Annotated in this window: 14 protein-coding genes and 1 pseudogene; 6 read left to right on the forward strand and 9 right to left on the reverse strand. The window is 61.8% G+C overall.

The annotated features are described in order from the left end of the window. Positions 1-190: 190 nt before the first annotated feature. Positions 191-9,310 (reverse strand): retention module-containing protein, encoded by a 9,120-nt coding sequence (locus tag VXM67_RS19905; RefSeq protein ID WP_367237339.1) that lies wholly within the window; start codon positions 9,308-9,310, stop codon positions 191-193. Between the two features lie 467 nt (positions 9,311-9,777). Here VXM67_RS19905 and VXM67_RS19910 point away from each other — a divergent pair, with 467 nt between their 5' ends. The 4 genes from VXM67_RS19910 (at position 9,778) to VXM67_RS19925 (ending at position 15,569) form a co-directional block, all read left to right on the forward strand. Continuing rightward, a complete protein-coding gene (locus VXM67_RS19910) occupies positions 9,778-11,151 on the forward strand; it encodes a TolC family outer membrane protein (RefSeq protein WP_023381636.1) in 1,374 nt (457 codons plus the stop codon). A 78-nt stretch (positions 11,152-11,229) separates the two neighbouring features. Further along, positions 11,230-13,365 carry a type I secretion system permease/ATPase gene (locus VXM67_RS19915; RefSeq protein WP_023381637.1) on the forward strand — a complete coding sequence of 712 codons (2,136 nt, stop codon included), beginning with the start codon at positions 11,230-11,232 and terminating at the stop codon, positions 13,363-13,365. Between the two features lie 9 nt (positions 13,366-13,374). Next, the gene (locus tag VXM67_RS19920) at positions 13,375-14,727 is read left to right on the forward strand and encodes an HlyD family type I secretion periplasmic adaptor subunit (protein WP_081669692.1); all 1,353 of its coding nucleotides are present in this window, start codon (positions 13,375-13,377) and stop codon (positions 14,725-14,727) included. Positions 14,728-15,275: 548 nt separating this feature from the next. Beyond that, on the forward strand, positions 15,276-15,569 hold the full coding sequence (locus VXM67_RS19925) for a DUF3757 domain-containing protein (RefSeq protein WP_023381639.1): 294 nt from the start codon (positions 15,276-15,278) through the stop codon (positions 15,567-15,569). Positions 15,570-15,624: 55 nt separating this feature from the next. Here VXM67_RS19925 and VXM67_RS19930 read toward each other — a convergent pair whose 3' ends face one another. Next, positions 15,625-16,245 carry a tRNA-uridine aminocarboxypropyltransferase gene (locus VXM67_RS19930; RefSeq protein WP_023381640.1) on the reverse strand — a complete coding sequence of 207 codons (621 nt, stop codon included), beginning with the start codon at positions 16,243-16,245 and terminating at the stop codon, positions 15,625-15,627. A 140-nt stretch (positions 16,246-16,385) separates the two neighbouring features. Between VXM67_RS19930 and VXM67_RS19935 the strand changes: the two are divergent. Further along, positions 16,386-16,799: pseudogene (locus VXM67_RS19935) on the forward strand (HlyD family efflux transporter periplasmic adaptor subunit); the annotation flags it as partial. A gap of 52 nt (positions 16,800-16,851) precedes the next feature. On the opposite strand, the gene VXM67_RS19940 reads toward VXM67_RS19935, so the two are convergent. From VXM67_RS19940 to VXM67_RS19970, 7 genes are all read right to left on the reverse strand, one after another. Beyond that, complete coding sequence (locus VXM67_RS19940) at positions 16,852-17,583, reverse strand: proteasome-type protease (RefSeq protein WP_023381642.1); 732 nt, start codon at positions 17,581-17,583, stop codon at positions 16,852-16,854. Next, complete coding sequence (locus tag VXM67_RS19945) at positions 17,580-18,377, reverse strand: transglutaminase family protein (RefSeq protein WP_023381643.1); 798 nt, start codon at positions 18,375-18,377, stop codon at positions 17,580-17,582. The genes VXM67_RS19940 and VXM67_RS19945 overlap by 4 nt, the downstream gene beginning before the upstream one ends. After that, complete coding sequence (locus VXM67_RS19950; protein WP_023381644.1) at positions 18,374-19,324, reverse strand: alpha-E domain-containing protein; 951 nt, start codon at positions 19,322-19,324, stop codon at positions 18,374-18,376. Before VXM67_RS19950 ends, VXM67_RS19945 begins: the two co-directional genes overlap by 4 nt. A 3-nt stretch (positions 19,325-19,327) precedes the next feature. Further along, positions 19,328-20,737 (reverse strand): circularly permuted type 2 ATP-grasp protein, encoded by a 1,410-nt coding sequence (locus VXM67_RS19955; RefSeq protein ID WP_023381645.1) that lies wholly within the window; start codon positions 20,735-20,737, stop codon positions 19,328-19,330. 266 nt (positions 20,738-21,003) lie between these two features. Continuing rightward, on the reverse strand, positions 21,004-21,606 hold the full coding sequence (locus tag VXM67_RS19960; protein WP_023381646.1) for a tRNA-uridine aminocarboxypropyltransferase: 603 nt from the start codon (positions 21,604-21,606) through the stop codon (positions 21,004-21,006). 76 nt (positions 21,607-21,682) lie between these two features. Beyond that, entirely contained in the window at positions 21,683-23,248 is a 1,566-nt protein-coding gene (locus VXM67_RS19965) for a PAS domain-containing methyl-accepting chemotaxis protein (protein ID WP_023381647.1), read from the reverse strand. Between the two features lie 139 nt (positions 23,249-23,387). Beyond that, complete coding sequence (locus VXM67_RS19970; RefSeq protein ID WP_023381648.1) at positions 23,388-24,281, reverse strand: LysR family transcriptional regulator; 894 nt, start codon at positions 24,279-24,281, stop codon at positions 23,388-23,390. A gap of 225 nt (positions 24,282-24,506) precedes the next feature. Between VXM67_RS19970 and speB the strand changes: the two genes are divergently transcribed. Next, on the forward strand, positions 24,507-25,457 hold the full coding sequence (speB, locus tag VXM67_RS19975) for an agmatinase (protein WP_023381649.1): 951 nt from the start codon (positions 24,507-24,509) through the stop codon (positions 25,455-25,457). Positions 25,458-25,608 lie beyond the last annotated feature (151 nt).

Genomic DNA, 25,608 nt, shown 5'->3' on the forward strand with positions numbered 1-25,608 from the left:
TGCGTGGCTGGCTCCCGAGGACCGCTGCGCGCTCCCTTTCGCGACGCAAGGCCGCTCCCACGAGAAACAGCCAAGCCCACCATCCCGTCATTACCGCCGCGCACGTACCGACAGCGAATGCGCCCGCCAAGCACCGCACTGTTGTCTGTGGGACCCAAACGGCCCCAGCAATCCGACCACGCCAGTCATTTCACACGGTATCCACCTTCAGCGAATGATCATTGAGCATGCCATTGATGATTGTCGCTGTGTCCGGCCCCGCCGAAATCACGCCGCCCGCCCCCGCTGTCACGCCATAATGCTGGGCCAGATCCACCCCCGCCAAATCGATGGTCTGGGTGGGTGGCGCCCCCGCCACACTGCTGACTTCGATGGTTGAAACCACATTCGTGCCCGTACCACTGACCTTGAAGTGCAAGTAGTCATCCAGTGACGCCGCAGTAGCATGCTCGCCCTGCAACAACTGCGACAGGTCGAGATGGTCACTGCCCGGCGTGAAGTCGGTGACCGTATCGTGGCCTGCGTCGCCCTTGTGCCAGACGAAGGTGTCGTTGCCAATGCCGCCCGTCACCGTGTCGTTGCCTGGGCCGCCGATGAGGGTGTCTTGGCCACTGCCCCCGTTGAGCATATCGTTGCCCAAACCTCCATCCAGCACATTGTCACCGCTGCTGCCGATCAGCGTATCGCCATAGTCCGAGCCAATCAGGTTCTCGATACGCGCCAGGGTATCGACCCCAGCCCCACCTGTGTTCTGGGCACCATCCATGCTCAGGTTCACAGTGATCGGTCCGGTAGCGCTGGCATAGCTGGCGGTGTCGATACCATTGCCGCCATCGAGCACGTCATTGCCCGCGCCGCCGATCAACAGGTCATCGCCATTACCTCCGTACAGACTGTCATTGCCTGCCCCGCCCACCAGCACATCGTGCCCGTTGTTGCCGTTCAGGGTGTTGTTGCCCTCCCCGGCCAACAACACATCGTTGGCTGACGACCCATTGTGCGTCGCGTTGCCCTGGTAGGTGAGGTCGAGCGTACCGCTGGCACCACTGCCGTGGTGCTCGCTCATCGTGTATCCGCTGTGCTGGGCCCCGTTTTCAGCATTGGCATAGTCGACCACCAGGCTCAGCTTGTAATTTTCGGCCGCCTTGCTGTTGCCAGACGCGTTGGATGGGTTGACCAGGTGGATGCTGTAAACCCCGTCATGGCTGGCAGTAAAGCTGCCGCCGTCGGCAACAGGCTGGTAGCTGCCGCCGGCATCCTTCCATTCCATGGTCAAGTTGCCGTCCGGGCGGTCATGGTCCAGCTTCAGGGTTTCGCCCTTGCGCAAGCTGACGGTAAACACATCTTCGGCGTTAGCATTGCCAACCGGGCCCAGGTAGCCAAGCACCACCAGTGCAGCGGTCATGACGCCAGGCGTAGTGATGAACGCACTGCGATCCAAAGCCTTGACCTGGCTTTCGAACACCAGGCTGTTGTTGCCATTCTTGTCTTGACCCGAGCCATTGCCAAGCGTTTGGACGCCTTCATCCCCGCACACCTGCCCGTTCTTGTCCTGTACGTTGATGGTGATGGTCGTGGTGCTTTCATCACCGTCGGCGTCGCGGATGGTGTAGACAAAGGTGTCAGTAGCGCCGGCTTTTGAGACGCTGTTGGAATAGGCGTGGTAGACGCCATTGCCATCGGCATCGAGGGTCAAGTAGCCATATTGGCCATTGACGTTGGTCCCCACTCCACCACTGGCCGAGGTGGAGGTATCGTGGCCTGCACGCACGCCAACCACATACTTGCCGTCGCCCAAGGTATCGGCACCGACTACATCATTCCACAGCACGTTCCCCGTCACCGAGCTACCTTCGTACACCGAGACAGTGTCGCAGTGGGCTTTCGGTACATCGTCGACGACAGTGATGACGATGGTGCTCGTCACGCTATTGCCCAGCGCATCGGTGGCCTTGTAGGTGAAATGCTCGACCGTTTGCTCGGCACCGGGCGTATTGGCAGGGGACGTCAGGTTGTAGGTGTAGGTGCCATCCGGGTTGACCTGGATATGGCCGTACTGGCCGGTGGCGTTGCCAACGAGGCTGTAGGTCAATGGGCCGACACCACCACTGACCGACCCGACCAGGCTGCCGGACGCCGTTTCGGCGGTCGACGCCGGATTGCTGCCGGTGTTCAAGGCATTTTCGTACACCGTAATGTCGCCATCCTTGCACGCCACCAGGCAAACGCCCTGCACGTTGATGGTGATGGTCGCGGTGCTTTCATCGCCATCGGCATCGCGGATGGTGTAGACGAAGGTATCCGTCGCTCCAGAGCCTGCCACGCTGTCGGGGTAAGCGTGGTAAACGCCATTGCCGTTGGCATCCAGGGTCAGGTAACCGTACTGGCCGTTGATGTTGGAACCGAGTCCACCACTGGCCGAGGTGGAGGTATCGCTGCCGGCGCGCACACCGACCACGTATTTGCCATCGCCCAGGGTGTCGGCGCCGAAAGTGTCGTTGTACAGCACGTTGCCGGTCACCGTGCCGCCTTCGTGAACGGCGGCAGAGTCGGCAACTGCCTTCGGTACATCGTCGACGACAGTGATGACGATGGTGCTCGTCACGCTATTGCCCAGCGCATCGGTGGCCTTGTAGGTGAAATGCTCGACCGTTTGCTCGGCACCGGGCGTATTGGCAGGGGACGTCAGGTTGTAGGTATAGGTGCCATCCGGGTTGACCTGGATATGGCCGTACTGGCCGGTGGCGTTGCCAACGAGGCTGTAGGTCAATGGGCCGACACCACCACTGACCGACCCGACCAGGCTGCCGGACGCCGTTTCGGCGGTCGACGCCGGATTGCTGCCGGTGTTCAAGGCATTTTCGTACACCGTAATGTCGCCATCCTTGCACGCCACCAGGCAGACGCCCTGCACGTTGATGGTGATGGTCGCAGTGCTTTCATCGCCATCGGCATCGCGGATGGTGTAGACGAAGGTATCCGTCGCTCCAGAGCCTGCCACGCTGTCGGGGTAAGCGTGGTAGACGCCATTGCCGTTGGCATCCAGGGTCAGGTAACCGTACTGGCCGTTGATGTTGGAACCGAGTCCACCACTGGCCGAGGTGGAGGTATCGCTGCCGGCGCGCACACCGACCACGTACTTGCCATCGCCCAGGGTGTCGGCGCCGAAAGTGTCGTTGTACAGCACGTTGCCGGTCACCGTGCCGCCTTCGTGAACGGCGGCAGAGTCGGCAACTGCCTTCGGTACATCGTCGACGACAGTGATGACGATGGTGCTCGTCACGCTATTGCCCAGCGCATCGGTGGCCTTGTAGGTGAAATGCTCGACCGTTTGCTCGGCACCGGGCGTATTGGCAGGGGACGTCAGGTTGTAGGTATAGGTGCCATCCGGGTTGACCTGGATATGGCCGTACTGGCCGGTGGCGTTGCCAACGAGGCTATAGGTCAATGGGCCGACACCACCACTGACCGACCCGACCAGGCTGCCGGACGCCGTTTCGGCGGTCGACGCCGGATTGCTGCCGGTGTCCAAGGCATTTTCGTACACCGTAATGTCGCCATCCTTGCACGCCACCAGGCAAACGCCCTGCACGTTGATGGTGATGGTCGCAGTGCTTTCATCGCCATCGGCATCGCGGATGGTGTAGACGAAGGTATCCGTCGCTCCAGAGCCTGCCACGCTGTCGGGGTAAGCGTGGTAAACGCCATTGCCGTTGGCATCCAGGGTCAGGTAACCGTACTGGCCGTTGATGTTGGAACCGAGTCCACCACTGGCCGAGGTGGAGGTATCGCTGCCGGCGCGTACACCGACCACGTATTTGCCATCGCCCAGGGTGTCGGCGCCGAAAGTGTCGTTGTACAGCACGTTGCCGGTCACCGTTCCGCCTTCGTGAACGGCGGCAGAGTCGGCGACTGCCTTGGGCACGTCGTCGACGATGTTCACATCCAGGCTGCCAGTGGCGGTGCTGCCATCGACGTCCTTGGCGATGACCTGGAAGTGCTCGCTGAAGCTGTTGGTGCCATCGCCATTGGCGTGGCTTTCATTGTCCGTCAGGGTGTAGCTGTAGCTGACTACACCGGTAGCGGGATCATAGCCGGTGATGGTCAGGGTATGCCCCTCCGGGGTCACCACCGATTGCGGGAAGCCGGCAGGCACGCCACCGGTGACCACGGCGATACCGCCCACGCTCAGGCTCTGCAGGCCATCCGGCGCCGTGACCTTGAACGTGCCCTGCTGGGTCAGTTCTGACGCATTGGGCGCCGAGCCATCGCCCAGGTGTTTCTCGTAGACGTTCAGCTCACCACCCTGTACCTCCAATCCATTGAGTGTCACCGGGTCGTTGAGGTTGCTGATGTTCAGGGTCAAAGTCGCGGAACTGGTGTCGCCGTCGGCGTCCTTGATCGTGTAGGTGAAGTGCTCGAGACCATTGCCGCCACCCCCCAGGTTCTTGAAGTCCGGGTCGTTGGTGTTGAGCGTATAGGTGTAGGAGCCGTCTGCGGCCAGTACCAACGTGCCGTAGGTACCGGTGAAGGTACCGGCGATGACCGGGCCGCCGACCACACGGTCGGCACCTTGCACGTCATTGCCCAGCACGTTGCCGGTCAGCGCGGTGTGCTGCTCGGTGGCAGTGACGGCGTTGCTGTCGTCATAAGCCTTGGGTAGGTCGTCGACGATTGTGATTGCGATAGTGCTGGTGACGCTGTTGCCCAGCGCGTCGGTAGCCTTGTAGGTGAAGTGCTCGACCGTTTGCTCAGCACCGGGCGTATTGGCGGGTGACGTCAGGGTGTACGTGTAGGTGCCGTCCGGGTTGATCTGGATCTGGCCGAACTGCCCTGACGCATTGCCAACCAGGCTGTAGGTCAATGCCCCAATGCCACCGCTGACCGAGCCGACCAGGGTGCCGGATGCTGTTTCACCAGTTGAACTCGGATGGCTGCCAATGACTGTCCCGGGGGCAAGATCGTTGCCGTCCTTGCTGGTGTCCAAGGCATTTTCGTACACCGTAATGTCGCCATCCTTGCACGCCACCAGGCAAACGCCCTGCACGTTGATGGTGATGGTCGCAGTGCTTTCATCGCCATCGGCATCGCGGATGGTGTAGACGAAGGTATCCGTCGCTCCAGAGCCTGCCACGCTGTCGGGGTAAGCGTGGTAAACGCCATTGCCGTTGGCATCCAGGGTCAGGTAACCGTACTGGCCGTTGATGTTGGAACCGAGTCCACCACTGGCCGAGGTGGAGGTATCGCTGCCGGCGCGCACACCGACCACGTACTTGCCATCGCCCAGGGTGTCGGCGCCAAAAGTGTCGTTGTACAGCACGTTGCCGGTCACCGTGCCGCCTTCGTGAACGGCGGCAGAGTCGGCAACTGCCTTGGGCACGTCGTCGACGATGTTCACATCCAGGCTGCCAGTGGCGGTGCTGCCATCGACGTCCTTGGCGATGACCTGGAAGTGCTCGCTGAAGCTGTTGGTGCCATCGCCATTGGCGTGGCTTTCATTGTCCGTCAGGGTGTAGCTGTAGCTGACTACACCGGTAGCGGGATCATAGCCGGTGATGGTCAGGGTATGCCCCTCCGGGGTCACCACCGATTGCGGGAAGCCGGCAGGCACGCCACCGGTGACCACGGCGATACCGCCCACGCTCAGGCTCTGCAGGCCATCCGGCGCCGTGACCTTGAACGTGCCCTGCTGGGTCAGTTCTGACGCATTGGGCGCCGAGCCATCGCCCAGGTGTTTCTCGTAGACGTTCAGCTCACCACCCTGTACCTCCAATCCATCGAGTGTCACCGGGTCGTTGAGGTTGCTGATGTTCAGGGTCAAAGTCGCGGAACTGGTGTCGCCGTCGGCGTCCTTGATCGTGTAGGTGAAGTGCTCGAGACCATTACCGCCACCCCCCAGGTTCTTGAAGTCCGGGTCATTGGTGTTGAGCGTATAGGTGTAGGAACCGTCTGCGGCCAGTACCAACGTGCCGTAGGTACCGGTGAAGGTACCGGCGATGACCGGGCCGCCGACCACACGGTCGGCACCTTGCACGTCGTTGCCCAGCACGTTGCCGGTCAGCGCGGTGTGCTGCTCGGTGGCAGTGACGGCGTTGCTGTCGTCATAAGCCTTGGGTAGGTCGTCGACGATGTTCACATCCAGGCTGCCAGTGGCGGTGCTGCCATCGACGTCCTTGGCGATGACCTGGAAGTGCTCGCTGAAGCTGTTGGTGCCATCGCCATTGGCGTGGCTTTCATTGTCCGTCAGGGTGTAGCTGTAGCTGACCACACCGGTGGCAGGATCATAGCCGGTGATGGTCAGGGTATGCCCCTCCGGGGTCACCACCGATTGCGGGAAGCCGGCAGGCACGCCACCGGTGACCACGGCGATACCGCCCACGCTCAGGCTCTGCAGGCCATCCGGCGCCGTGACCTTGAACGTGCCCTGCTGGGTCAGTTCCGACGCATTGGGCGCCGAGCCATCGCCCAGGTGTTTCTCGTAGACGTTCAGCTCACCACCCTGTACCTCCAATCCATCGAGTGTCACCGGGTCGTTGAGGTTGCTGATGTTCAGGGTCAAAGTCGCGGAACTGGTGTCGCCGTCGGCGTCCTTGATCGTGTAGGTGAAGTGCTCGAGACCATTACCGCCACCCCCCAGGTTCTTGAAGTCCGGGTCATTGGTGTTGAGCGTATAGGTGTAGGAACCGTCTGCGGCCAGTACCAACGTGCCGTAGGTACCGGTGAAGGTACCGGCGATGACCGGGCCGCCGACCACACGGTCGGCACCTTGCACGTCGTTGCCCAGCACGTTGCCGGTCAGCGCGGTGTGCTGCTCGGTGGCAGTGACGGCGTTGCTGTCGTCATAAGCCTTGGGTAGGTCGTCGACGATGTTCACATCCAGGCTGCCAGTGGCGGTGCTGCCATCGACGTCCTTGGCGATGACCTGGAAGTGCTCGCTGAAGCTGTTGGTGCCATCGCCATTGGCGTGGCTTTCATTGTCCGTCAGGGTGTAGCTGTAGCTGACCACACCGGTGGCAGGATCATAGCCGGTGATGGTCAGGGTATGCCCCTCCGGGGTAACCACCGATTGCGGGAAGCCGGCAGGCACGCCACCGGTGACCACGGCGATACCGCCCACGCTCAGGCTCTGCAGGCCATCCGGCGCCGTGACCTTGAACGTGCCCTGCTGGGTCAGTTCTGACGCATTGGGCGCCGAGCCATCGCCCAGATGTTTCTCGTAGACGTTCAGCTCACCACCCTGTACCTCCAATCCATCGAGTGTCACCGGGTCGTTGAGGTTGCTGATGTTCAGGGTCAAAGTCGCGGAACTGGTGTCGCCGTCGGCGTCCTTGATCGTGTAGGTGAAGTGCTCGAGACCATTACCGCCACCCCCCAGGTTCTTGAAGTCCGGGTCATTGGTGTTGAGCGTATAGGTGTAGGAACCGTCTGCGGCCAGTACCAACGTGCCGTAGGTACCGGTGAAGGTACCGGCGATAACCGGGCCGCCGACCACACGGTCGGCACCTTGCACGTCGTTGCCCAGCACGTTGCCGGTCAGCGCGGTGTGCTGCTCGGTGGCAGTGACGGCGTTGCTGTCGTCATAAGCCTTGGGTAGGTCGTCGACGATGTTCACATCCAGGCTGCCAGTGGCGGTGCTGCCATCGACGTCCTTGGCGATGACCTGGAAGTGCTCGCTGAAGCTGTTGGTGCCATCGCCATTGGCGTGGCTTTCATTGTCCGTCAGGGTGTAGCTGTAGCTGACTACACCGGTAGCGGGATCATAGCCGGTGATGGTCAGGGTATGCCCCTCCGGGGTCACCACCGATTGCGGGAAGCCGGCAGGCACGCCACCGGTGACCACGGCGATACCGCCCACGCTCAGGCTCTGCAGGCCATCCGGCGCCGTGACCTTGAACGTGCCCTGCTGGGTCAGTTCTGACGCATTGGGCGCCGAGCCATCGCCCAGATGTTTCTCGTAGACGTTCAGCTCACCACCCTGTACCTCCAATCCATCGAGTGTCACCGGGTCGTTGAGGTTGCTGATGTTCAGGGTCAAAGTCGCGGAACTGGTGTCGCCGTCGGCGTCCTTGATCGTGTAGGTGAAGTGCTCGAGACCATTACCGCCACCCCCCAGGTTCTTGAAGTCCGGGTCATTGGTGTTGAGCGTATAGGTGTAGGAACCGTCTGCGGCCAGTACCAACGTGCCGTAGGTACCGGTGAAGGTACCGGCGATAACCGGGCCGCCGACCACACGGTCGGCACCTTGCACGTCGTTGCCCAGCACGTTGCCGGTCAGCGCGGTGTGCTGCTCGGTGGCAGTGACGGCGTTGCTGTCGTCATGAGCCTTGGGCGCATCGTCACGGATGTTCACATCCAACGAACCTTGCGCAATGTCGCCGTCGCGGTCACTCACCAGAACCGGGAAATGTTCGTGCACCGTGCGAACCCCTTCGCCAGTGCCATGCTGCTCGGCCCCGGTAAGGGTGTAGCTGTAGGTCACCACACCGGTGGTAGGATTGTAACCGGTAATGGTCAGGAGGTTCCCCTGAGCGGTGATGATGGATTGGCCAACGCCTGTGACAACGCCAGCGGTCACGACATTGATGCCACCCACACTGAGATTGAACACGCCATCCTGCGCCACCACGGTGAAACTGCCGGATTGGGTCAACGCGGAAGGGTCACTGGCCGATCCGTCGGCGAGGTTGGCTTCGCTGAAAGTCAGTTCGCTCGGTGCAAGATCCAACCCCTGCAGTTCGACAGGATTGTTCTCATCCTGCGGCGGCGTGGGCCGCAGCACATCACCATTGTCATCACTGCTGGGATCCGTCCCGGCAATCTCGCGCGTGGCCAGCTCGGGAATTGAATTGAAACCTGCCGTTGGGAAGCCGACCGTTGGGTCGACCCGCGCGGCCACCTCGGTCAACATCACGAAGCTGTGGCCGCCGCCCAGGGCGCCGGGTGCGCCACTACTGGATGGGCCAGCAGCCGTGGCTTCGGCGGACTGGGTAGGGTCATCGCCTGCGGCAATGGCCTGCTGAATGCGTTCTACATCACTGAGCTGCGCATCACTCGGCGCCGTGCCGTGGTCCTGGGCGTGAGGCGCCTGGTTGGCCAGCAGGTCGGAGGTCATGGTCAGGCTGCTGTCACGCCCCAGGGTCAGCTCGGCGCCATTGTGCAAACGCACGGCCACGGCCCCGGCTGCGCCAGTTTCCAATTGCTCGCCGGCAAACAGGCGGTCGCCCTCCACCAAGGGCCGTCGCCCACCGTCGCTGCCGACCGCGAACACCTGCCCGACCACCTTGCTGACCACACCGACTAACTTAGCCATGAGCGCACGCCTCCCCTAACCGATAGGCTTTTACAGCCAATGACAGGGCGCAGCGCAGATCAAGGAGTCGAGCTCAAGCGTGGTCGCGGTGAGCATCGATCCTTCAGGTGACTACTTTGGCGATAGTATTAATGTAAGTTGGCCATCATTTTGTGCCAAAAAATTGTCGCCAAATACCACCTTTGCCTAACCGTCCTGCGTCTTTAGCTGTAAAAAATCTGGAACTCACCGCGATGCCTGAAAACCGTGGCCTACCACGGGTTTCAAATTCACCTGAAAGAAACAATGTCTTGGTTTGCATAGACCGCATAAGTTTTTTTTCGCATAGGTATTATGAAAAAATCTTCTTAGCTCGCGCCCTAAATGTTCTTAGCTCTGTTGTTACAAACTTGAAACGGTTTGAAGCATAAATATCGTCATTTTTTTGGCGAAAAGCAGGACTTTTTTGGACCAGGGAGATGTACCCCATGCGCGTGTTAACCCCCATCACCAGTGCAGTGCTGTTGGCCATGGCGTGTGCCAACGTTCAGGCGATGTCAATCAACGAGGCCGTCCAGAACGCCGTGGACCAACATCCCGAGATCAGCGCCAGCCGCAATAGTCGACTGTCGGCAGACGAGGATGTGAAGTTCGCTCGCGGGGGGTACTACCCAACAGTCGACCTGGTGGCCGGTTATGGCCGCCAACGTTCCGACAACCTCAATACTCGTGGACTCAACGCTGACGGCACCAGCAACCACCGCAAGGAAACGCTCAACTACACCCAGTCGGAACTGCGTCTTCGGCAGATGCTGTTCGATGGCTTCAACACCCCCAACGAGGTAGGCCGCACCGAGGCGGTGGCCAACTCGCGGGCCTACTACACCCAGGCCACCGCCGAGACGGTTGCCCTACGCGCCATCGAGGTGTACCTGGAGGTGCTCAAGCGCCGTGAGCTGGTGACCTTGGCGAAAAACAACCTGCAGGCCCATCTGCGGGTCAACGACCAGATCGGCCTGCGCAGCGAGCGTGGCGTCGGCAGCACCGCCGACCTCGACCAGTCCCGGGCCCGTCGCGCGTTGGCGGAGAACAACCTGGACACCGCCGAAGTCGACCTGGCGGACGCCGAGGCCAACTTCTACAGCGTCATCGGTCGCATGCCCGACGAACTGGAAACCCCGTCCACGATCAAGGGCCAGGTACCTGCCAATCTGGATGAGGCACGCAAGGGCTTGCTGGAGAACAACCCCTACCTGAAATCGGCCCAGGCCGATGTGAATGCCGCCGAGCAGCAGTACGAAGTGGCCAAGTCGCCTTTCTATCCGCGCCTGGACGCTGTGCTGGCCACCGGCGCCAATAACAACCTGGGCGGAGAAAAAGGCCACAGCAACAACGACTGGCAGGCCGGCGTAGAGCTCAGCTACAACCTGTTCCGCGGCGGTAGCGACAAGGCCCGGCTGCAATCGGATGCGCACAAGATCAACCAGGCCATGGACATCCGCAACAATGCCCTACGCGAGCTGAACGAGAACCTGGCCCTGGCCTGGAACGCCATGAACAACGCCCGCAAGCAAGCCCCGACCGCTCGTGAATACGCCGAAACCACCCAGCGAGTACGAGCCGCCTACCAGGACCAGTTCGGCCTGGGTCAGCGAACCTTGCTGGACGTGCTGGACAGCGAAAACGAGCTGTACAACGCCAACCGCCGCTACACCGAAGTACGGTACACCGAGGAGTTCTCGATGTATCGGGTCCTGGCGACCATGGGCGAACTGCTGAGCAAGCAACGCATCTCGCTGCCGCCAGAGGCCATTGCCAAGAGCGATGTGCGCAACGAGGCAAGACTGCCCGACATGCGCTAGGTACAGCCGCAGGCAGATCCGGTTCGCAAGGCGTTGCACCCCATCCAAACGTCGCGGGAGTAGTCCATCGTGACCAGTATGCAAAGCGCGCAGCCGCGCCCGGATGTCGATGACCCACTGCTCGATGGCCTGCTGATCCTGTGTCGCCTGCATGGTCGCCCGGCCAGCCGTGCCAGTCTGTGCAGCGGCTTGCCCCTGGCCCAGCAGCGCCTGGGCCCGGCACTGCTGCCACGAGCAGCCGCCAGGGCTGGCCTACAGGCGCGCGTCCTGCCCCGTGGCCTGGCTGACATTTCGCCCCTCAACCTACCGGTGTTGCTGTTGCTCAACGACGGCCGCAGCGCCGTGCTGCAGCGCTGGGGCGATGACGGCCGTGCGCTGATCCTGCCCTGCGAAGCCGAAGGCGGTGAGCAATGGGTCGAGCGTGAAACGCTGGACCAGGCCTACAGTGGCAACGCCCTTTTCGCTCGCCCCCGACACACCCTGGAAGACCTGCGCTCGCCCTTGCTACCCAGGGTCAACGCCTGGTTCCGCGACACACTGCGTCACTCACGCTGGCTGTATGGCGATGCCTTGTTGGCCAGCCTGCTGATCAACTTGCTCGGCTTGATGGTACCGCTGTTCGTCATGCAGACCTACGACCGCGTGGTGCCCAACCAGGCTGTATCGACTCTGTGGGTACTGGTCGCTGGCCTGTTCATTGGCACTGCGTTCGAGTTGGTGCTGCGCATGGTCCGCGCCCACTTGCTCGATCAAGCCGGCAAGAAAACCGACCTGATTCTGTCTGCGACTTTGTTCGAGCGCATCACCGGCATGGCGATGAAGGCCAAGCCCGCCACCATTGGCGGCTTCGCCCAAAGCATCCACGACTTTCAGGGGCTACGCGAATTTCTCACCGCCGTGACCCTGACCAGCATCATCGACCTGCCCTTCGTTGCCCTGATGCTTCTGGTGATAGGCCTGCTCGGCGGCTGGCTGGTGCTGATTCCCTTGATCGCCTTCCCCGTTGCGGTGGGCTTCGCCCTGCTGATCCAGGCTCGTCTGCGTGACACCGTACAAAAGAGCCTGAGCCTGGGCGCGGTGCGCCAAGCGCTGCTAATCGAAACCCTGGGTGGCCTGGAAACTCTCAAAGCCTGCGGCGCCGAAAGCGAACGCCAGTACCAGTGGGAACACACCAACGGCGCCATCGCCCGCCTCGATGCCCACGCCCGCAACCTCTCCTCCCTGGCCAGCAACGGCACCCTGTTCATCCAGCAGTTCTGCGGCATGGCCACCATCGTGGCCGGGGTCTACAGCATCATCGCCGGCAACCTCAGTGTCGGCGCCCTGGTGGCCAGCTACATGCTCGGCAGCCGAGTGCTGGCACCGCTGGGGCAGATCGCCGGGCTGATCACCCGCTACCAGCAGGCTCAGCTCACCATGCGCAGCACCGACGCGCTGATGGCCCTGCCTCAGGAGCGCCAGGCCGAACAGCAAGCGCTGGAGCACACCACGCTCAAGGGTGGCCTGGCACTGAGCCACGTCAGCTTCCGCTACCCAGGGCAAACCCATGCCGCGCTGCATGACGTCAACCTCAGCCTCAGCCCTGGCGAGCGCATTGGCATCATCGGCCGCAGCGGCTCGGGCAAGAGCACCTTGGCACGCCTGTTGATGGGCTTTCATCACCCTGACGAAGGCCAGGTGCTGCTGGATAACCTCGACCTGCGCCAACTGGATATTGCCGACCTGCGTGGCCAGATCGGCTACGTGGCCCATGACCTGCCGCTGCTGGCCGGTTCCTTGCGCGATAACCTCACCCTCGGCGCACGTCACGTCAGCGATGCACGCATGCTCGAAGTGGCCGAACTGACCGGCGTCAGCGAGCTGGCCAGGCAACATCCCAGTGGCTTCGACCGCCCGGTGGGCGAACGAGGCCAGCTGCTGTCCGGTGGCCAGCGCCAGGCCGTGTTGCTGGCCAGGGCCCTGCTGCTGGAGCCCCCGATCCTGATTCTCGATGAACCCACTAGCCACATGGACAACAGCAGCGAGGAACAACTGCGCCAGCGCCTGATGGCCTGGGTGCCAGGCAAGACGGTACTGCTGGTGACCCACCGCACCTCGATGCTCAGCCTGGTGGACCGTCTACTGGTGCTGGACAACGGCAAGATCGTCGCCGACGGGCCAAAGGACGCGGTCATCGACGCCCTGCGCAAAGGCCGCATTGGCGCGGCAATGTAGGAGTTCACCATGCCTCTCATGCAAAGCGTGCGCAGCAACCAGGGCAACGACAAACGAGCCGAGCGCGACTATATGCCGGAGCTGGCCGGCGCCACTTTGCAGGACTCACCCCGCCTGTCGCGCCTGACCGTGTGGCTGGCCGCCGCACTGCTGCTGGTGGCGTTGGCCTGGGCCAGCCTGGCGGTGCTCGATGAAGTGACGGTAGGCGAAGGCAAGGCTATCCCGTCGAGCAAGGTACAGGTCGTGCAGAACCTGGAAGGCGGTATCGTCACCGAGATCTTCGTACGTGAAGGTCAAATGGTCGAGAAAGGCGCCACCCTGCTGCGCCTGGATGACACCCGTTTCAAGTCGAACAAAGGCGAGAGCGAAGCGGATCGGTATGCGTTGACCGCCCAGGTCGAGCGCCTCGCCGCCGAGTCCGAGGGGCGCCCCTTCGAGCTGTCGGATGAAGTGCGGGCCAAGGCTCCGCAAGTTGCCGAAGACGAAATCGCGCTGTATGAATCCCGCCAACGGCGCCTGGCCAGCGAAAAACAGACGCTCAACGAACAGCTGCGGCAAAAGACCCAGGAGCTCGCCGAATTCCGCTCGAAGGTCGAACAGTACCGCTCGGCCCTGGGCCTATTGCAGCAGGAGCTGAACATGTCGACACCGCTGGTGGGCACTGGGGCGATCTCGCCGGTGGAAATCCTGCGTCTGAAACAACGTACCGTCGAGGCGCGCGGCCAGCTCAATGCCACCAGCCTGGCCATTCCCCGGGCGGAGGCGGCGGTGGCGGAAATCAAGAGCAAGATCCAGGAGTCCGACGCCACCTTCCGCTCCGAAGCAGCCAAGGAGCTCAACGACAAACGCACTGAACTGTCGAAGATCACCGCCACCAGCATCGCCATCGACGACCGGGTCAACCGCACCACCGTGGTGTCGCCGGTGCGTGGTATCGTCAAGCTGCTCAAGGTCAACACCATTGGCGGCGTGGTGCAGCCGGGCAGTGACCTGGTGGAGATCGTGCCGATCGAGGACAACCTGCTGATCGAGGCCAGGGTGCGGCCGCAGGATGTGGCGTTCCTGCATCCGGGGCAGCCGGCGATGGTCAAGTTCAGTGCCTATGACTACACGATTTACGGTGGGTTGAAGGCCAAGCTCGAGCTGATCAGTGCCGACACGGTGACCGATGACAAGGGCAATGCGTTCTACCTGATCCAGGTGCGCACCGACAAAAATCACTTGGGTGGGGACAACAAACCGTTGCTGATCATCCCGGGGATGGTGGCCACGGTGGACATCATCACCGGCCAGAAAAGCGTGCTGGATTATCTGCTCAAGCCGGTGCTCAAGGCACGGACCGAGGCGCTACGCGAGCGGTGAAGGGTTTGGATTGCGTGATGTCGCCACATTTTCAGCGCCTGTGAGATCGAGCGCCGCCCGCGCGGCGCATCGCGGGCAAGCCCGCCCCTACCTTGATTGGTGTGAAACAACCGTAGGAGCGAGCCTTGCTCGCGATGCGTCGCGTAAGCGGCGCTTGATCCTACACCGGCCCCATATCGGCGAACAAAAAGAGCATCGCGAGCAAGGCTCCCACAGTCTGTTTCGGGCGAGTCTCTCCTGTGCCAGTTAGGCTGGCCGCCTTGATGCATGACTGAAGACTGATGAAAAGCGGTTGCGCCCACCTCAATATCGAAACGAGCAAACACGGCGGACAGTGGAGCCTCCACAGGAGTGATTGGCCCGGGAACCGCAAGCGGCAAGTCCTCTTCTATTAGCCACAAAACCTGTGGGAATTCGCCCTCTCCACTCCTGATAACGGCAGCCTTGCTGCCGTGTCGTGTTGCTGAAGGCCTAGCATTTTTGCCAGTAGAAACAAATGGCGAAGGATTACATCCTGAAGGCTCCAATTACCTGAAGGAGCAGATCACATGCGATTTTTTGCGATTGTAGGTATTGCAGGCGTTCTGGCTGTGGGGAACGCACTTGCGGCTACATGTCCGGAGCCATCCAGCATCAGCCAAAAAGCTGATACACAAGACGACATGGATGGGATCGCTTACAGCGCCACGAATGAGGATGGTCAATGGTCGGGTTTCACACCCAATGCAAAAGAATCGAAGGCCGATGAATTCAAACTGCTAAATCAGAAAGAGACCACGACCTCAATCATTTGCCGATACGAGAGCGACGACGAAGGCATCAGCTTGGCATTGAAAAAATGATGCCCTGAGGCCGTCAGCCAGAGGCACGACCGTCCTTGTCATGGGAAGTCGCATTTCATGATCGGGGCGGCGTGCTGCTTGAGCAACCATGATTTCGCTCGAATACATCAACACCCATCGCCTTGATCTGCCCTTCGATCAACGCCTCGAATGGCCGTAGCAGCTCATCGAAACTGGCTGGCTGCTCCAGCACGTTCAACGCCTGTGCCACTGCCTCGATGGTCGACACCGCGCCCGGCTCCGGTGCCTTGCGCAGGCGGTAGCGAGAGGGCGCGACCTCGGCCAGTGTCACCCTGGGCAGCGCCTCCAGCAACGGGTTCATGTACAGCAGCTTACGGGCCTTGCGCCAGGTGCCGTCGGGGACGATCAGCATGAATGGCCTATCGTCCGTTTCATCGTAGGCTGCCAGCGCTTGTGCCTGCTCGCCCGGGAACAGCAGCACGGGCCGATAGCCCGGTTTGGCCAACAGCTCGGCAAGATCGGCGAACACTTCCCCAACCCGCAGCTCGGCATTGACCAGGCCCAAGGCGGCCAGTCGCGCGGTGTTCAGCGCGTGGTCGGTTTCACTGGGATGCTGCAGCAGGGCCACGCGGGTGCGGCTGTCGAGGCTGGGAATCAGTGGGCAGAGGCAATGGTCAAGCGGGCGCTGGCAGCGTTCGCAGCGAGGTCTGGGCATGGTGTTCTCCGTTGGCGGAGTATTTTGCCATATGCCGATATGCTGGGCCCGCTTTGCCGGCGATGGGCTGCCAAGCAGCCCCAACGGCCTCAACGGTTAAACCGCTCCGCCAGACTATGCAGGTATTCGGCCATGCGTTCGAGGTCAACACCATTGGCGGCGTGGTGCAGCCGGGCAGTGACCTGGTGGAGATCGTGCCGGTCGAGGACAACCTGCTGATCGAGGCCAGGGTGCGGCCGCAGGATGTGGCGTTCCTGCATCCGGGGCAGCCGGCGATGGTCAAGTTCAGTGCCTATGACTACACGATTTACGGTGGGTTGAAGGCCAAGCTCGGGCTGATCAGTGCCGACACGGTGACCGATGACAAGGGCAATGCGTTCTACCTGATCCAGGTTCGTACCGAGCAGAATCACCTCGGCAGGGACAACAAACCGTTGCGGATCATCCCGGGGATGGTGGCCACGGTGGACATCATCACCGGCCGGAAAAGCGTGCTGGACTATCTCTTGAAGCCAGTGCTCAAGGCGCGGACAGAGGCGATGCGCGAGCGTTGAGTCGCCCGCAGGCCGGCTCCTACAGCGCTGCATGCAGGAACCGGCCCAGGCTCTACTGGACGTATGCCGCAGGCGGGTCCGGCAACGCTGCGAGCAAATCCCGCAAGCCATCGGACCATTGCGACCGGATACGCTGAAAGTAAGGGTCATGGGCCGTGATACGGTGGCATTTCACCTCATCCAGGCAGTCTTTGCGGTACACCAGCAGATCCAGCGGCATACCCACCGACAGGTTGCTGCGCATGGTCGAGTCGAACGAGATCAGGCCGCAGCGCAGTGCCTCGCCCAGCGGCGTGTGGTAGAGCAGGTTGCGATCGAGTATCGGCCTGCCGTACTTGCTCTCGCCCAGCTGCATGAACGGCGTGTCCTCCGTTGCCTGGATGAAGTTGCCTTGCGGATAGATGTTGTACACGCCCATGGGCTGGCCCAGGATCTGCCCCCCCACCAGGAACGAACAGCTCAGGTCCACCTTGCCAGACAGCTTGGTGCAGTCCCGGTTGATCACCTCTCGAATGGTGTCGGCCACCAGCGCCGTGGCGTCGTACAGCGTCGGTACGTTCAACAGATGCGCGCCCTCACTGTCACAACGCTGCCTGAGCAAACTCACCACCGACTGCGAGGTCGCAAGGTTGCCGGCCGTTTGCAGCACGATCAGGCGCTCACCCGGCACATTGAACACGAACAACTTCCGGAACGTGGAGATCTGGTCGATTCCGGCATTGGTCCGTGAGTCCGATATGAAGACCAACCCGTCCGCCAGGTGCATCGCAACGCAATAGGTCATTGCTGTTGTGCCTGTGGTAGCGAGCTGACCTGCACCCGCGCCAGCATCGACTCCGCCCCGCCGCCACGGCGCATGCCACGCACCGGGCAGGCATCGAGATAATCATGCCCCACCGCCAGCTTCAGGTGCCGTTCCGGCCTGGCCAGGCGGTTGGTGACATCGAAGCTGTACCAGCCATCGCCCAGCCAGGCTTCGGCCCAGGCGTGGCTTGCCAGGTGGCTTTCGTCCTCGGTGCACAGGTAGCCCGACACGTAGCGCGCAGGGATGCCCAGGCTACGCGCGCAGGCCAGGAACGCATGGGTATGGTCCTGACAGACGCCGGCGCGGTTGGCGAAGGCTTCCGCCGCCACCGTGTCCACCGCCGTTGCGCCAGGGGTGTAGGCAATGTGATCGGCCAACCCGTTCATCAGATCGATCAGCGCCGTCCGGTCGCGTCTGGCGCCACAGTGTCGAATGGCGAAGCCCCGCAGTGCATCGTCGATGGCGGTCAGTTTGCTCGAACGCAGAAATGGCAGCGCGGACTGCGTGTCGTGCTCCACTTCCAGCGTCTGGTCGATGTCCACGTCCCCATGGGCACTGAGCATCAGGGCGTCATGGGGTTCGTCGATGGTCAGCAAATGCAGGACATTGCCATAGGGATCCAGCTGGCTACCTACCGGACGTGGCAGATCCAGATGCCATTCCAGTATCTGCTGGCGTTCACTGCTCTTGGGTGTGAGGCGCAGCAACTGGATGCTCATGCACACGTCGTTGGAGTAGTGGTAGGTGGTGTCGTGGCGGATAGACAGTCTCATACTACCTCCAGGTAGGATTCGTGAACGTTCTGTCCCAAGTGATTGATCTGGCCGATGTAGTGGGTCAACCACTGATGCAGCCCAGACTCAAGGATCTCTTCGATACCAGTGAAGCGCAGACGGGCACTGAGTTCGGCTGCCAGACGTTGCGCCGGACGCCCGTTTTCACCCGGCAAACCGGCCAGCAACTGCGCCAGCTCCTCGACGCAGGCATGCAGCGAGCGTGGTACATCCGCGCGCAGCAATAGCATTTCGGAGACCTGCTCGGCCGCCGGTGCGCAGCGGTAGATTTCGTTGAACGCTTCAAAGGAGGACAGCGCGCGCAGCAAGGCGCTCCATTGGTAGTAGCCGCGTGCGGAGTTGTCGCTGACTTCTTCCGATTCCTCGCCGAACATTTCGTAGCGCGCGTCGAGCAAACGCAGGGTGTTGTCCGCCCGCTCCAGGAAGGTGCCCAGGCGGATGAACCCATAGGCCTCATTGCGCATGATGGTGCCAGCGGTGGCACCCCGGAACAGGTGCGACCGCTCCTTGACCCATTCGCAGAAGTGGTTGATACCGTAGCGTGCCAGGCCTTTGTTGGCGATGTTGCGCATCTCCAGCCAAGTGGCGTTGATGTTCTCCCACATGTCGGCGGTAATTCGCCCACGCACCGCGTGTGCATTGCTGCGCGCGGCCCGCAGACAGCAATAGATGCTGCCGGGGTTGGTCTCGTCCAGGGCGAAGAAATGCAGCATGTGCTCGACATTGAGCTCGCCGTAACGGCGGTTGTAGTCGTCCAGCGTGCCCGCTGCCAGCAATGACATCGCCAGCTCAGGCCGCCCATCGCTGCGCCCAGCCTGGGGCATCAGCGAAAGCGAATAGCTGACCTCGAGCATGCGCGCCAGGTTCTCCGCGCGCTCAAGGTAACGGGACATCCAATACAGGTCCGAGGCAGTCCTTGAAAGCATGATTCAGTCCTCCACAACCCAGGTGTCCTTGGTGCCGCCGCCCTGGGACGAGTTCACCACCAGCGAGCCTTCGCGCAAGGCCACCCGCGTCAATCCGCCTGGCACCAGGCGGGTTTCCTTGCCTGACAGCACGAACGGGCGCAAGTCGATGTGCCTTGGCGAGATGCCGTTTTCCACGAAGGTTGGGCAGGTCGACAGACACAGCGTCGGTTGGGCGATGTAAGCCTCCGGGCGGGCCTTGATCCTGGCACGAAACTCTTCGATCTCCGCTCTGCTCGCGGCCGGCCCGACCAACATGCCGTAACCGCCCGAGCCCTGGGTCTCCTTGACCACCAGTTCCGGCAGGTTGGCCAGCACATGGGACAGTTCGGCAGGCTTGCGGCACTGCCAGGTCGGCACATTCTTGAGAATCGGCTCCTCTGAAAGGTAAAAGCGGATCATGTCGTCGACGTAGGGGTAGATCGACTTGTCATCAGCCACCCCGGTACCCACCGCGTTGGCCAGCACCACATTGCCGGCACGGTAGGCCGTAACGAGCCCTGGCACGCCAAGCAGGGAGTCGGGATTGAAGGACAGCGGGTCGAGGTAGGCATCGTCGAGGCGTCGGTAGATGACATCGACCGCACGTGGACCAGAAGTCGTGCGCATGAAGACATGGTTGTCGCGCACGAACAGGTCAGCGCCTTCGACCAATTCCACACCCATTTCACGGGCCAGGAAAGCGTGTTCGAAATAGGCGCTATTGAATCGACCGGGGGTCAGTACAACGGTTGTCGGGTTATCCAGCGGGCTCGAACTCTTCAGGGTATCGAGCAACAAGTTGGGATAATGGTCGATGGCTGCGACGCGTTGAGCAGCGAACAACTCGGGGAACAGACGCATCATCATCTTGCGGTCTTCGAGCATGTAGCTCACGCCGCTTGGGGTTCGCAAGTTATCTTCCAGTACGTAGTAACTGCCATCGCCATCACGCACCAGGTCGACGCCGGCGATGTGGGCATAAATACCGCGATGCAAATCCAGGCCTTGCATGGCCACCTGGTAACCATCGTTCGCCAGGACCTGCTCGGGTGGAATGATGCCCTCCTTGAGAATCCGTTGCCCGTGGTAGATATCGTCAAGGAACAGGTTCAGTGCCTGGACACGCTGGATACAACCGCGCTCCACGGTTCGCCATTCACTGGCCTTGATACTGCGAGGAATGATATCGAACGGAATCAACCGCTCGGTGCCTTGTTCATCCCCATACAACGTGAACGTAATGCCTGCGCGATGAAACAATAAGTCCGCTTCACGACGACGCTGATCGAGCAACTCCAAGGGGGTATTCGCCAGCCAACGCGCAAACTCTTGATAATGCGGACGACACTCACCGGCCGCATCATACATTTCATTGAAAAAGGCCCGAGGCATACGCAACTCCCCACACACTAAGTACAACTGTTATCCCTGCAGTCGTTACCTAGCAATAGCGATGCCGAAACAGGCGCCACCCCGCAAACCGTGGCCTCTCGCGGTGCAGGTTCACCTAGGTTGTCAAGGTAAACGCACTCAATAAGGGCTCGTTGTAGCGTATTGAATAAGGCGTGAACCAAAACAGGGAATACAGGCCTTGGAATGCAAGTAGTAAGTGGGCCGCTTATCGCCGGCAAGCCGGCGCCTTCAGGCGCGCTCCTGGCCTATTGGTCTTGACCATGGTTGCGCTGGAATGTCTCCCGGCCCATTGCAGCTATCTGCCCTTCGATCAGTGCCTCGAACGGTTGCAGCAACGGGTCGAAACACTCTGGTGCTTCCAGTGCATTCAACGCCTGCACCACCGCCTCGATGGTCGACAGCGCCCCAGGCTCCGGCGCCTTGCGCAACCGGTAGCGTGAAGGCGTCACCTGCCCCAGCGTCACACGCGGCAAGGCCTGCAGCAATGGGTTGAGGTAGAGCAGCTTGCGCGCCTTGCGCCAGGTACCGTCCGGAACGATCAGCAGCAGCGGCGTGTCCTGTGCATCGCCATAGGCGCTCAGCGCTTCGGCGCCATCCCCTGGAAACAGTATTACCGGCCGGTAACCGGGAGTGGCGAGCAAATCGGCCAGATCCTCGAACACCTCGCCGACCCGTAATTGGGCGTTCGCCAGCCCCAATGCGACAAATCGGGCTGTATTGAGGGCGTGGGTGGTTTCGCTCGCGTGCTGCAACACCAGGACGCGGGTGCGGCTGTCGAGATGAGGGATCAGTGAGCAAAGGCAATGGTCTTGCGGACGCAGGCAGCGTTCGCAGCGGGGTCTGGACATCGGGTTCTCCTGGCTGGCGCCAGTGTGCCATAGCCACCCGATAAAAGGCCCACATCCCTGTGGGAGAGTCGTGGGTTCAGCGGTTGAAACGCTCCGCCAGACTGTGCAGGTATTCGGCCATGCGTTCGAGGTCCTGGCTGATCTCGGCACCTTGCTTGGCCTGCCCGGCGCTCTGGTCACACAACTGGGCGATACGCACGATCTGCTGGTTGATGTCTTCGGCGACGTGGCTTTGCTGCTCCGACGCGGTTGCCATCTGCTGACTCATACCGGTGATGCGGCTGACCGCCTGGACAATCCCGGCCAACGCCGACTGCACCGCTTCGACGCTCTGCATGCTGTCACGGGAAATTTGCTCGCCACGACTGGCGGTGCTCACCGCGCGTTCGGCGCCAGCACGTAACGACGCGATGATGTGGTGGATTTCATCCGTGGACGACCGCGTGCGTTGGGCCAGGGAGCGCACCTCATCGGCCACCACGGCGAACCCCCGGCCTTGCTCGCCAGCGCGGGCCGCCTCGATGGCCGCATTGAGCGCCAGCAGGTTGGTCTGCTCGGCGATTGAGGTGATGGTGTCCACCACGCTGCCGATGCTCTGGGTCTGCTCGGCGAGGGCATTGACGGCCTGGCCGATGTCGCTTACCGCAACGCTCATGCTGCCCATGGCCTTGAGGCTCTGCTGCGCCAGCTCGCTGCCCTGTTGGGCCAGCTGGTCGGCATCGCCGGCGGCATGGGCGGTGCTTTGCACGTTATGGGTGACCTCCTGGATGGTCGCGGCCATCTGCGCGATGGCCGTGGCCGACTGGTCGGTTTCGCTACGCTGGCGGTCGAGCATCTGCGCCTGGGCATCGGACAGGTCGGCGGACTGGGCCGCCCGTGACTTGACCCCGACCCCGGCATCCACCAGCCGGGTCAAGGCGGTCTGCAGGCGCGCCTCCTCGCTGATGATTGCCAGGTCCAGTTGCCCCTGCAGCCCTGGATTGTCACTGTAGGTCAACGCCACCAACGGGCTGGTAAAGGCCTTGGGATGCTCGTCCAGGGTGCGGCGTATGGCCAGGTTTTGTCGATGCTCGACCCAGTACCAGGCAACCAGCAGGCTGGCCATCAGAACACCTAATGCGGCGTAGGTGGGCAACCAGAGGTAACCGGCAGCCGAGAGCACGCCGGCTCCGATCAATGGCCAGCCATGCCCCAACCCATGCCCCAAACGCGCCGCCCACGACACGGGCGAACGGCCTGCGCGCAGTCGCGCATACAGCGCTTCGGCGCGGCGGATCTGCTCACGGGTAGGCACCGAGCGCACCGACTCATAACCACTGACCCGGCCATTTTCGTAAATCGCCGTGACATAGGCGCTGACCCAGTAGAAATCGCCGTTCTTGGCGCGGTTCTTGACCACGCCCATCCAGGGCTTGCCTTGCTTGATGGTGTCCCACATATGCCCGAAGACCGCAGGCGGCATGTCCGGGTGCCGCACCAGGTTGTGCGGTTGCCCGACCAGTTCATCGTAGGTGAACCCGCTGATGGCTACGAAGGCGTCGTTACAGTAGGTGATTCGGCTGTTTAGGTCCGTGGTGGAGATCAGGCGCTGTTCGCTGGGGAAGGTTCTTTCATGCTCAGTGACGGGCAAATTCATGCGCATCTTGGGCGATCCTTGCTTGTGTAGATGAAGGGGAAAATCATCAAAGCAAGTAGAGGTTTAGCAGAGCGCCACCATGGTAGTGGCCAGGTTGTGCAGGAAAATGGCTCGTCCCGACGGAATGTCCGAAATGTCGTCTGACTCAGCCGACGATGAGCTGGCTCTTGAGCAGGTCACGGAACGTCTGGATCAAGGGTTCGCGGCTGCGACCGCGACGAATGATCAAGGAAAATGGCGCCTGATAGCCAAAGGTCGCCGGCGACAATACCCGCAGGTCGCCTTTGTCCACCCAGGCCTGGGCGTAATGTTCGGGCAGGTAACCGATGTAGGCGCCTGAGAGAATAAGAATCAGCTGCGCCTCCATGCTCTCTACCGTTGCCGCACTGTGCTTGAAACCATGGCGGGCCAGCTCCGCCTGGCTCCAGTAGCCACGCCCGACCATGCGCTGCTGGGTCACCACCTGCTCGGGGATGCGCCGTTCGGCGAACAACGGATGTCGGCTGCTGCAGTACAGCCAGTGCTGCTCGCGGTACAGCGGCTGGTAGACCAAGCCGCTCATGCGCGACGAAAAGGCGCCAATGGCAAGGTCCAGGCGGTTGTCCTGCACCCCCAGTTGCAGCTCGTAAGGGCTGGAAACCGACAGGTGCAGGTGGACCGCCGGGTGCTCCTGGCTGTAGGCGCCGATCGCCTCGGCCAACGGCAGCGCCCGATCGCCGACGGTCGAGTCGATCACCCCCAGGTTGAGCGTGCCACGCAGTTCGCCCTTGAGGGCGGCGGCGTATTGCTCGAATCCATCCAGTTCGGCCAGCAGGCGCAATGTCTCCTGATGGAACAGCTCGCCCTTGCTGGTCAGGCTGAAACCGCCTCGCCCGCGGTGACACAGCACGATCCCCAACGCCCCTTCCAGTTGGCTCATGTAGGTGCTGATGGCTGATGTCGACAGGTTCAGCTCACGCTGGGCATTGGCGAAGCCCTGGTGGCGCACGACGCTCACGAAGATGCGCAGCAGTTTCAGGTCAGGCAGTGTCGAGGCCATGGTGCAACGGTTCCGCAGGAGAATTTTCGCGCAGTCTAACCGGTCTTGCGGCCATTAGTTCAGAAATTCCTGAAGTAAGTATTTGCCGGTAGCGATTCTTCCCGCGCACAGCCTTGAGCAGACTTGGCCGAAATGTCCCTGCCCGCCAGCAGAACCACACTATCGAGGCGCGCGGCGGCACAGGTTCGAACAAACAGAACAATCGACCGACTGATGAGGCCCACCGTGGACAAGATTCTCCACCAACCACTGGGCGGCAACGAAATGCCGCGTTTCGGCGGCATCGCCACCATGCTCCGTCTTCCCCACCTGCAAAGCGCCGAAGGCCTGGATGCCGCGTTCATCGGCGTACCGCTGGACATCGGCACCTCGCTGCGCTCAGGTACCCGTTTCGGCCCACGGCAGATCCGCGCCGAGTCGGTGATGATCCGCCCGTACAACATGGCCACCGGTGCCGCCCCGTTCGACTCGCTGTCGGTGGCCGACATCGGTGACGTAGCGATCAACACCTTCAACCTGCTTGACGCCGTGCGCATCATCGAAGAGGCCTACGACGAACTCCTCGAGCACAACATCATCCCGCTGACCCTGGGCGGCGACCACACCATCACCCTGCCGATCCTGCGCGCACTGCACAAGAAGCACGGCAAGATCGGCCTGGTGCACATCGATGCCCATGCTGACGTCAACGACCACATGTTCGGCGAGAAGATCGCCCACGGCACCACGTTCCGCCGTGCCGTGGAAGAAGGCCTGCTCGATTGCGACCGCGTGGTGCAGATCGGCCTGCGCGCCCAAGGCTACACCGCCGACGACTTCAACTGGAGCCGTCGCCAGGGCTTTCGCGTGGTGCAGGCCGAAGAGTGCTGGCACAAATCGCTGGAACCGCTCATGGCCGAGGTGCGTGAAAAGGTCGGCGGTGGCCCGGTGTACCTGTCGTTCGACATCGACGGTATCGACCCGGCCTGGGCGCCAGGTACCGGCACGCCGGAAATCGGCGGCTTGACCACCATCCAGGCGATGGAGATCATTCGCGGCTGCCACGGCCTCGACCTGATCGGCTGTGACCTCGTCGAAGTCTCCCCGCCTTACGACACCACCGGCAACACCTCGTTGCTCGGTGCCAACCTGCTGTTCGAAATGCTCTGCGTGCTGCCGGGCGTCGTGCGTCGCTGATCAACGCTGCACTGCTGGATCGTGGGAGCGGACAGCACGCGGCGATGGACTGATAGAACTGGCAGGAGCCATCTGGGAGGGCCATAGAGGCCCGCCAACACAAGACAAGACCGCCGGGCGCCGTGAACCCGCCCGCGTGGTCGATCTCGCC

The sequence above is a fragment of the Pseudomonas sp. Rh2 genome, assembly GCF_040762985.1.
Lineage (GTDB): Bacteria > Pseudomonadota > Gammaproteobacteria > Pseudomonadales > Pseudomonadaceae > Aquipseudomonas > Aquipseudomonas taiwanensis.